The following is a 9,888-nucleotide window of genomic DNA, read 5'->3' on the forward strand; positions in this document are numbered from 1 at the left end:
CAGGGACGACTAATTAAAATGCAAAGGGTCGAACATGCCCGCAAAGCAAGCGTACCAAGAATTTTTAGATAAAACAATAGCTTTGCACGGTTAGAGTCATTTTCAGGCGCGAATGACGATACAATAATGTTTTGGTGTTAGCTGTTGAAACCACTGCGGCCAATCAACATGACAGCAAACCGCTACTGACTCTGCTTGATAAAACCAAGATCGAACCGAGCACCCAGATCATGCGGACGAAGCTTACTGTAGTCAGAAACACCGTGAAGCCTTGAAAGCACGTGGCATTCAGGACAAGACAGTGAAGAACAAGCCGCTGACACAGAGGCAATTGAACGCAATAGCTTGATTTCCAAAGCCCGGTATGTTGTAGAGCGAACCTTTGGTAGCCCGGCACGCTGGTTTGGAGCCAAGGTGCTGCGTTACCGGGGCAAAGCCAAAGCACATGCCTGGCATATCTTGCAAGCTATGGCATACAACCTAAAAAGGCTGCCCAGATTGTATGTTGATAGACAGCTACTAGTGCAATCACAGGAGAGATGCGCCTTCTGAGCCGATAATAATCGATAAAAGTGATTGCTCGCGTGATTTCAGCAAGGAAATTACTAAAAGATACTCTTCCACACACAAAAAAAATAAGAAATTGTAACGAGTTTGGAAATTCGTTGAATTTTTCAAAGGTCTCTACGGATGTGCAAATGGCGGAGAGGATGGGATTCGAACCCATGTGCCAGGATAACCTGACCATCTGATTTCGAGTCAGCGCCGTTATGACCGCTTCGGTACCTCTCCGGTTTTTAGAAGTGCAACACCCGCTAACCTTTTGTGAGAAGTTAGCGGGTGCTTGGAATGATAGTTCAAATTTATACTTTATGCAGAGACTTTCATGACGCCACGCATTTTTTGTAGTGCTTTAGCTTCAATCTGACGAACGCGCTCTGCCGATACACCAAGCTCACCGGCGAGATCATGTAGTGTTGCGGTATCTCTTTCCCTTAACCAACGAGCCTCGATGATATGGCGACTTCGTTCGTCCAGGCAATCAAGTGACTGCTGTAATCCTTTTTCGCGCAGGTAGGCAATTTGTTCTTTTTCTAGGAGTTGCGATGGTTCTGCGCCATCCGTCAGATAACTGATTGGACTGAATGTGTCATCCTCATTATCCGAAGTGGGCTCCAGAGAAATATCCGAGCCGCTGAAACGTTTTTCCATTTCAACGACTTCTTCTGCTTTAACACCCAACTGGGCAGCCATTGCATCAACCTCTTGCGGATTCATGGTGTCCAAACCATGTTTCATACTGCGCAAGTTAAAAAATAATTTGCGCTGCTGCTTGGTGGTGGCAATTTTAACTAGACGCCAGTTGCGCATGATGAATTCGTGAATCTCGGCTTTAATCCAATGAACGGCAAAAGATACCAATCGCACTCCGCGTTCAGGATCAAAGCGTTTGACTGCTTTCATTAATCCGATATTACCTTCCTGAATTAAATCAGCTTGGGGCAAACCATATCCTTTATAGCCACGTGCTATCGCGACTACAAAACGCAGATGAGACATAATTAACTGCTGCGCAGCTTCGATATCGCCATGATTCCATAGTCGCCGAGCCAAGCTAGTTTCTTCCTCTTGCGTAAGTATAGGAAAAGAATTAATAGACTGAATATAGCCTTCAATACTTCCACCCGTGGTGGGTAGCGTTAAAGCATTCGTCATTGTAATAATCTCCTGAATAAACGTTTGTGACCGTGCACTACTTTAAACATATTTTAGCACTCTCAGTTTATGAGTGCCAAGTATTTAAAAAGTTTCGCTATGAGATCTCAGCTTATTTAGGTTCGATTTGCCAGAGATGGTTTGCAACAGAAATACGTGCGCCTAACCATCCCAGCCAAGCAGAAAACAATAGCAAGCTAATGCTATCTTGCAGAGAAAGATGCTGAATTTCTATATTAAAATCATATAGTTGCACAAATTGTGCTAGTTCTCGATTTAGCACATCAATACCCAACATAATGATGAGCCAAGCTGCGATACCTCCAGACACCCCCTGGATGGCGCCGAAATAAAGAAAAGGACGACGTATAAAGCTATCGGTTGCACCGATGAGTTTGGATATTTCTATTTCGTCACGTTTAGTCAGAATTTGCAGACGAATGGTATTAAACATGATCGCAATGATTGCAATACTCAGCAATGTAGCTAGCATGAGCACGAGCGAGCGCCCCAATTTAAGCAGCGCATTCAACCGGTCAATCCAAGCGGAGTCAAATTGTACATGCGCAATTTCCGGCCAGCTTTGCATGACCAGTCTCAACTGTTCTAGAAAGTCTGATGTATGCTCCCGGGTATAAACGATGAACGCATCTGGAAGTGGGTTGTGGGCTAAATTGGCGGCGATATCGGTGGTCCCACTACTTTGTTGTAACTGAGTAAGTGCAACGTTTTTTGGAATAAACTGATAGTTTACGATCTGTGAGACTTCTTTCAGGCGTTGTTGGACCTTATCAATATCTTCTTTTTTTGCATCCTGTTTAAGAAACAAACTGATCTGCGGGGAGCTAGCTGTTTGCCCGGATACCGATTGCAAGTTTTCCATCAACACATAGATACCGGTCGGCAGGCTAAGTGCGATACCCATCACGGTGATGCTGAGTAAAACGGTAACGGGTGAGGAAGCTAGTCGTTTGAATGTGTGAAAAAACACAAACCCATGTTGCATCAGCCATGCGCGTATCATGCGGCCAGTTTTCCTTGCTTGAGTGACAGAATGCGATGTTGGGTGTCTTCCAATAGGGAGGCATCATGCGTTGCGATCAACACGGTAACGCCTACCTGATTGAACGACCTGAACATGGCCATAATATCCCGGGCATAATCAACATCAAGATTGCCTGTTGGTTCGTCGGCGATCAGAATAGTAGGTCGATGAACGATTGCACGCGCGATACACAACCGTTGTCTTTCGCCACCCGATAGTGTGATGGGCATAACTTTTTCTTTTTTTAACAGGCTCACTTTATCCAGCGCGGCGCGCACTCGGGACGCCGCCGTATTGTTATCAAAATTGCTGATTTGCAGCGGCAACAAAACATTTTCAAAAACATTGCGGTCAAACAGAAGCTTGTGATCCTGAAAAATGAAACCGATCTTGCGCCGTAAATAGGGAATCGCGGCGGGTTTGAGTTGGGCGATATTCTGTCCACTGATTGCGATAACGCCAGAAGTCGGACGTTCTATTGCAGCAATCAACTTTAATAATGTACTTTTACCTGCACCCGAATGCCCAGTCAAGAATACCATTTCGCCAGATTCTACCGCAAGGTCAACGTTATTCAGCGCGGTGTAGCCATCTGGATAACGTTTGGAGACATTTTTGAAGGTGATCATATATTTAATATATTGCTATCTTGTCAGTAACTCTCAATCCAACAACGCTTCGACAAATTCTCTGGCATCAAATGGTCTTAAATCATCTAAGCCTTCGCCAATGCCAATAAAACGTAATGCGGGAGGATTCTCTGGGTATTGTCCTGCAATAGCTGCGACTACACCGCCTTTTGCGGTACCATCCAATTTAGTCAGGATCAATCCGGTGACGTTCAGCGCGTCATTAAAGGCTCTCACTTGCGCAATTGCATTTTGTCCCGTGTTGGCATCCAATACCAGCAACACTTCATGTGGGGCATCCGGCATCGCCTTTGCAATCACACGTTTTACTTTTTTAATTTCTTCCATCAAATGCAGCTGAGTAGTTAAGCGCCCAGCCGTATCCGCCAGTACAATGTCTATGCCGCGCGCTTTGGCTGAGTTGACTGCGTCATAAATTACCGCAGCCGGATCACTTTTTTTGTCCGGATCACTGTCCGGTGCTATTACCGTAACATTGTTCCGCTCTCCCCACGCGATTAATTGCTCACGCGCTGCTGCTCGGAATGTGTCACCGGCAGCCAATAGCACTGACTGACCTTGTGTTTGAAAATATTTGGCAAGCTTCCCGATCGAGGTTGTTTTTCCTACGCCATTGACGCCCGTTGTCATGATGACAAAAGGTTTATGCGTAGTGGTATCGAATGGTTGGGCAAGTGGCTCGAGCATGGCGATCAAAGATTCCTTAAGCGCTTGTTTTAATTGTATGGAATCTGTTAATGCATCGCGCCTGACTTGCTTGCGCAGATTTTCAAGTAATTGATGGGTTGCGCTGACACCTATATCGGAAGTCAGCAAAATAGTCTCCAGTTCTTCGTAAAATTCCTCATCAATCTTGCCGCCGCTAAATAGACCTGATAGTTGTTTGCCCAAGTTCTGCCGGGTGCGTGCAAGACCTTGTTTCAGTTTACTGGCAAAACTGATTGATTCCTCCGGCTTGGATTCTAGCTCGGCATCGGGTTTGGCTGGTGTTTCACCTGAGTCTGCAGGATCTTTTTTGGATTTAAAAAAACTAAACATTCTGGTAGGCTCTCAAATATGCAGAGGAATTCTCAAACCTCAATTTTATTCTGTTTATTCACTTTAGGTTGGTAAAAATGAAACCTGATTACCGCATCACTTTTTTTAACACTTTCTCAATCTCTGGACTTTTGTTGCTAATAAATCTGCTGATCTCATCATCAGCATTTGCCAATCCTCATGAATATTTACTCGATAATGGTCTGAAATTGATTGTGAAACAAGATCATCGCTCGCCGGTTGTGGTGACTCAAATCTGGTACAAGGCGGGCAGCGTTGATGAAATCAATGGTGTAACCGGTGTCGCGCATGTTCTGGAGCATATGATGTTCAAAGGCACGGAGAAAATTCCCGACGCTGAGTTCTCAAAAAAAATTGCGGCCGCTGGCGGGCGTGAGAATGCTTTCACAAGTTATGACTACACTGCTTATTATCAACAATTGCATAAAAAACATTTGCCGATGGCGATGGAATTGGAGGCGGATCGGATGCGTAACCTAGTCCTAACCAAAGGAGAATTCGAAAAAGAAATCAAAGTGGTGATGGAAGAAAGAAGGTTACGTACCGACGATCAAGCGCGTTCGCTCTTATATGAAAAAATGATGGCCGTTGCTTTTCAGTCGCATCCTTACAAGAATCCAATCATTGGATGGATGAATGATCTGGAAAACATGGAAGTGGAAGATGCGCAGGAATGGTACGATCGCTGGTACGCGCCCAATAATGCAACATTGATAATCGTCGGAGATGTCGACGCAGAAGAGGTGTTTCGACTAGCGCAAAAAAACTACGGCTCAATTCAATCGAAACCCTTATTAGCGATCAACGCTCGCAAACCGCAAATCGAGCCACCGCAGCTAGGCACTAAACGGATAAGCGTCAAGGCACCGGCAGAGCTGCCTTATCTCATCATGGGATTTCATGCGCCTGCGATTAGAAGTGTTAATGAAGACTGGGAACCTTATGCGCTGGAAATATTGGAGGGGATTCTGGACGGGCATGCTTCGGCCAGGCTGAACAAGTCACTGGTGCGGGAAAGTCAAATCGCTAATTCCACCAGTGCGGGTTATGGTGCGATCGCGCGTGGCCCGAGTATTTTCTTTATTAGTGCGGTACCCAGCGTTGGCAGAACGGTAGTCGAATTGGAGCAGGCACTGCGGTCCGAGATCGAAAAGATTATTAAAGAGGGCGTTACAGAAGAAGAGCTTACCCGGGTGAAAGCGCAGGTGATTGCGGGTCATGTGTATCAGCAAGATTCCATTTTTTCTCAGGCCATGCAGCTTGGTAGGCTGGAAAGTACAGGATTATCGTATCGTGACATAGATACCATTCTGGAAAAATTAAAAGCAGTCACTGCTGAACAGATACGCGATGTGACAAAAAAATATTTCATTGATGATGGTTTGACGGTCGCTGTTTTAGATCCACAGCCGCTGGAACAGAAAGCTCCGAGCAAAGTGCCGGGCAGTTTAAGACATTAGAATTGAACTTGCGATTCTCTGTGGTCTTGCCACGGGATTGTTTATTTTAACAGCGGCCTTTAAGGGGATAAAAGACCGCTGTCAAAGCAGAAGGCTGCGCGATTATTTCTTAGCATCTCCATGTGCATGATCGCCGCTATTTTGTTGCTTGCCGTGATCGTGCTTATGCATCTTTTCCTTCATGCTGCGCCTTTCGGCTTCATCCAGGAAACCATCTCTGTTGGTATCTTTTTTGTCAAACATGGCTTCATGGTGCTTCATAAATTCCTCTTTACTTATTTTGCCATCTTTATTTGTATCCACTGATGACATTTTACTTGCACACTGGTGGCCGTGATTGTGCTCACCGCTAGATTTTGTGTCACTATGACTATGTCCTGAGTGTTGTCCGCTTTGGTGTTGCTGGCTGCTGTTTTGAGCGGTATCTGCAGCGATAACCGGAGTTACAAATTGTGTAACTATAAAAGCAGCTCCGATAGCGATTGAAAGCAAGTTTCTTTTTAGATGCATCTTGTTCTCCATAAATAATGAGTCAGCGAAAGGATAAACAATCCTCGTTTTTTAGAAACGAATAGATCCTGAAAGTTCGTAAGTTAATTTCAATGTCGAGTACTAAATAAATCGACAAGCATAAATTTCGTCACCATTTTCAGGCAACGATGAAATGTTGCCGATAGTGCTTGAGTTCATTGATGGAATCATAAATATCCGCCAGCGCTTCGTGTTTAGCATCTTTGGAGAAGCTTGCTGCGATTTCCGGCTTCCAGCGTTTTGCCAGCTCCTTTAAAGTACTGACATCCAGATTGCGGTAATGAAAGTAGGTTTCTAGCTGTGGCATCGAACGAACCATAAAGCGCCGATCCTGGCAGATGGAATTACCGCACATCGGAGAAATCCCTGACGGCACGTGTAATTTTAGAAATTCGATCATTTGTGCTTCTACTTCGGCTTCCGTCAGTTTGGAGGCTTTAATTTTGTCAATCAACCCCGATTTGGAATGAGTCGACTGGTTCCATTTATCCATGCCATCAAGTATTTCATTGGGTTGATGCACTACCAAAACTGGGCCTTCGGCAACCATATTCAATTGCGAATCGGTTATCACTAAAGCGACTTCAATGATACGATCGGTATCTGGATTGAGTCCGGTCATTTCCATGTCGACCCAGATGAGGTTATTATTATCTTGTCCCATAATTGTTTATCTATTATTTGAATGCAATGTGTTTAATTGTGTCATATTGCTATCCGTCAGTCACTTTTATAAACTTTTGTTTTCGATTTAAATACTATGCAAACATTCACATTGATTTTTCTGATTGCGCTATTACTCACCACGCTAACTCAGGTTTGGCTATCAGCCAGGCATATCCGTCACGTGCGTATTCACCAGGATAAGGTGCCGGAAGAATTTGCTAGCCAGATTAGCTTGACTGATCATCAAAAGGCGGCGGATTACACCTGCGTTAAAACGCGCGCAGGATATCCAAGCATACTCTTGCATGCAGGATTGCTGCTCGCATTTACACTGGGCGGTGGTTTAAATGTTTTGAGTGAATTCTGGGCAGGCTGGCTAAATGATCCTTTAGCGCATGGTATGGTATTAATCATCAGCACTTTCTTTATTATGAGCGTCGCTGAAATTCCATTAAGTTATTACCGTACTTTTGTAATTGAAGAACAGTTCGGTTTCAATAAAATGACTCCGATGATGTTTTTCGCCGACTTGATCAAACAATCTGCACTCGGCTTATTGCTAGGTGCGCCCTTGTTATTTTGCGTGCTGTGGCTGATGGAAAAAATGGGAGAAAGCTGGTGGTTGTATGCCTGGTTTGCCTGGATCGCGTTCAATTTATTTGTGTTGGCGATTTTCCCTACTTGGATCGCACCGTTATTTAATAAGTTTACCCCGCTGGAAGACGCTACGCTCAAGACGCGCATCGAGCAACTGATGAATAAATGCGGCTTTAAAGCCAGCGGACTGTTTGTGATGGATGGTTCGCGCCGCAGCAATCATGGCAATGCTTACTTTACCGGATTTGGCAAAACCAAACGCATCGTGTTTTTCGATACCCTGCTGGCACGCCTGAATCCTGCGGAAATCGAAGCGGTGCTGGCGCATGAGCTAGGGCATTTCAAGCATCGCCATGTGATCAAGCGCATGGTGATTTCATTTGCGATGAGTTTGGCATTTTTCTGGATTCTGGGGTATCTGATGGGGCAAAGCTGGTTTTACGAAGGATTGGGAGTAGAGGTTGCTTCCGTACCGTCGGCAGCGATGGCATTGCTGCTGTTTTTTCTGGTAATGCCGGTATTTACTTTTCTGCTGCATCCAATCTCGAGTATTTATTCACGCAAACATGAATTTGAGGCTGATTCCTATGCAGCACAGAATTCGTCTGCGGATGATTTAATTCAAGCGCTGGTAAAGCTGTACCAGGATAATGCTGCGACGCTTACGCCGGATCCACTGCATTCGGCTTTTTATGATTCACATCCACCGGCATCAATCCGGGTGGCGCATTTACAAAGTCAGGAGCCAGCATGAACGATACCGTATGTGATTTAACGTCTAAACAATGCAAGCCGTGCGAGGGTGGCGTGCCGCCGTTGTCTGACATTACAGTTGCCGATTACTTGAAGCAGATTGATGATTGGCGATTGCAGGGCAAACAAATCAGCAAGACCTATGATTTCAAGAATTGTTATCAAACAATGGCGTTCGTAAATGCAGTGGCATGGGTCTCGCATCGTGAGGATCATCATCCTGACATGCTGGTTGGTTATAATAAATGCGTGGTCACGTACACGACGCATGCCATTGGCGGTTTGTCCGAGAATGATTTCATTTGTGCGGCGAAAATCGACAAGTTGTTCTCGATTTGAGCATTCGCCCTAGTAAAGCTAAGCAGCAAAATAAGTATTTAACGGGACAAGTAATTGCCGCATTTGGTAGACGCTATTCGATTGAAACAGTAAGCGGAGAAATTATTTCCTGCGTCATGCGTGGCAAAAAAGGCGGTACTGCTTGCGGTGACCAGGTTGAATACCAGCTGACTACTGCAGGGCAAGGCGTTATCGAAGCAGTTATTCCGCGCACTTCATTGTTATACCGCAGCGATGCATTCAAGGAAAAAATCATTGCTGCCAACGTGACGCAAATCATCATTGTTGTTGCGGCGATTCCCAGCTTTAGCGAGGAATTGATTAATCGCTGCTTGGTCGCAGCGGAAAGCGAGAAAATCGAGGTATTGATTGTGCTGAATAAAGCTGACTTGGTTGAGTCAGCCCAAATTGCGATGGAAACACTATCGCTTTACCGAGACTTAGGCTATCGCGTATTGCCATTAAGTGCTTTGCAGGATGTCTCAGCGCTACAACCCTATTTGTCGGGCCATCTCAGTGTACTGGCCGGTCAATCGGGTATGGGCAAATCCACCTTGCTCAATACCTTGATTCCGCAGGCCCGGCGTGCCACTGCGGAAATTTCACTGGCACTTGATTCCGGTTGCCATACGACCACGCATTCGCGACTTTATTTCCTTGATGCTGATAGCGCTATCATCGATTCCCCCGGATTCCAGGAATTTGGTCTGAACCATATCGCAGAAGAAAACTTGGCTTGGGGATTCATCGAGTTTCATCCTTACTTTGGACAATGCAAATTCAGTAACTGTCGTCATATTACTGAGCCCGGTTGTGCAGTAATACAAGCTACACAACAAGGAAAAATTAATTCCAGACGGCTGAGCTTTTATCATCGACTACTACGTAGGTAAGATTGCTTTTTGGGGTATTCAGATCCATTTGGCAAAGCGTGTTAACCACTTTGGTGCAGATGTTTCACCAAAATACTACGACACTGCATTTTGTTATCTCGCGGTATTTCGACGATTTTTATTTAGGCGGATTCAAGTTTGAAGTGCAATTTTGAATAACGCAGGTCCTGGGGGTTGGA

At 45.1% G+C, this 9,888-nt stretch carries 10 protein-coding genes, 1 tRNA gene and 1 pseudogene; 5 read left to right on the top strand and 7 right to left on the bottom strand.

The annotated features are described in order from the left end of the window. Nucleotides 1-312: 312 nt before the first annotated feature. Nucleotides 313-552: pseudogene (locus tag QZV86_RS13800) on the top strand (transposase); the annotation flags it as partial. 147 nt (nucleotides 553-699) lie between these two features. Here the strand turns inward: QZV86_RS13800 and QZV86_RS06260 are convergent. From QZV86_RS06260 to ftsY, 5 genes are all read right to left on the bottom strand, one after another. Next, nucleotides 700-792, bottom strand: a tRNA-Ser gene (locus QZV86_RS06260). A 78-nt stretch (nucleotides 793-870) separates the two neighbouring features. Next, a complete protein-coding gene (rpoH, locus tag QZV86_RS06265) occupies nucleotides 871-1,716 on the bottom strand; it encodes an RNA polymerase sigma factor RpoH (RefSeq protein ID WP_295625109.1) in 846 nt (281 codons plus the stop codon). 112 nt (nucleotides 1,717-1,828) lie between these two features. Then, on the bottom strand, nucleotides 1,829-2,740 hold the full coding sequence (gene ftsX, locus QZV86_RS06270) for a permease-like cell division protein FtsX (protein ID WP_295625111.1): 912 nt from the start codon (nucleotides 2,738-2,740) through the stop codon (nucleotides 1,829-1,831). Then, on the bottom strand, nucleotides 2,737-3,390 hold the full coding sequence (gene ftsE, locus QZV86_RS06275) for a cell division ATP-binding protein FtsE (protein WP_295625112.1): 654 nt from the start codon (nucleotides 3,388-3,390) through the stop codon (nucleotides 2,737-2,739). The genes ftsX and ftsE overlap by 4 nt, the downstream gene beginning before the upstream one ends. Before the next feature lie 33 nt (nucleotides 3,391-3,423). After that, the gene (gene ftsY / locus QZV86_RS06280; protein ID WP_295625115.1) at nucleotides 3,424-4,449 is read right to left on the bottom strand and encodes a signal recognition particle-docking protein FtsY; all 1,026 of its coding nucleotides are present in this window, start codon (nucleotides 4,447-4,449) and stop codon (nucleotides 3,424-3,426) included. Between the two features lie 77 nt (nucleotides 4,450-4,526). Here ftsY and QZV86_RS06285 point away from each other — a divergent pair, with 77 nt between their 5' ends. Continuing rightward, nucleotides 4,527-5,930, top strand: a complete 1,404-nt coding sequence (locus QZV86_RS06285; protein ID WP_295625117.1) for a pitrilysin family protein — start codon at nucleotides 4,527-4,529, stop codon at nucleotides 5,928-5,930. 102 nt (nucleotides 5,931-6,032) lie between these two features. On the opposite strand, the gene QZV86_RS06290 is transcribed toward QZV86_RS06285, so the two are convergent. Next, nucleotides 6,033-6,440, bottom strand: coding sequence for a calcium-binding protein (locus tag QZV86_RS06290; protein ID WP_295625120.1), 408 nt, complete (start codon nucleotides 6,438-6,440; stop codon nucleotides 6,033-6,035). A gap of 139 nt (nucleotides 6,441-6,579) precedes the next feature. After that, nucleotides 6,580-7,125 (bottom strand): oligoribonuclease, encoded by a 546-nt coding sequence (gene orn, locus QZV86_RS06295; protein ID WP_295625122.1) that lies wholly within the window; start codon nucleotides 7,123-7,125, stop codon nucleotides 6,580-6,582. Between the two features lie 96 nt (nucleotides 7,126-7,221). Between orn and QZV86_RS06300 the strand changes: the two genes are divergently transcribed. The 3 genes from QZV86_RS06300 to rsgA are packed head-to-tail and all read left to right on the top strand — an operon-like array spanning nucleotide 7,222 to nucleotide 9,709. Next, a complete protein-coding gene (locus tag QZV86_RS06300) occupies nucleotides 7,222-8,478 on the top strand; it encodes a M48 family metallopeptidase (protein WP_295625124.1) in 1,257 nt (418 codons plus the stop codon). Beyond that, nucleotides 8,475-8,816, top strand: a complete 342-nt coding sequence (locus QZV86_RS06305; protein ID WP_295625126.1) for a 4a-hydroxytetrahydrobiopterin dehydratase — start codon at nucleotides 8,475-8,477, stop codon at nucleotides 8,814-8,816. The genes QZV86_RS06300 and QZV86_RS06305 overlap by 4 nt, the downstream gene beginning before the upstream one ends. Beyond that, nucleotides 8,813-9,709 (top strand): ribosome small subunit-dependent GTPase A, encoded by an 897-nt coding sequence (gene rsgA / locus QZV86_RS06310; protein WP_292921708.1) that lies wholly within the window; start codon nucleotides 8,813-8,815, stop codon nucleotides 9,707-9,709. Before QZV86_RS06305 ends, rsgA begins: the two co-directional genes overlap by 4 nt. The last annotated feature ends 179 nt before the right edge of the window (nucleotides 9,710-9,888 follow it).

Origin of the sequence: uncultured Nitrosomonas sp. (assembly GCF_902826915.1) — a bacterium.
Lineage (GTDB): Bacteria > Pseudomonadota > Gammaproteobacteria > Burkholderiales > Nitrosomonadaceae > Nitrosomonas.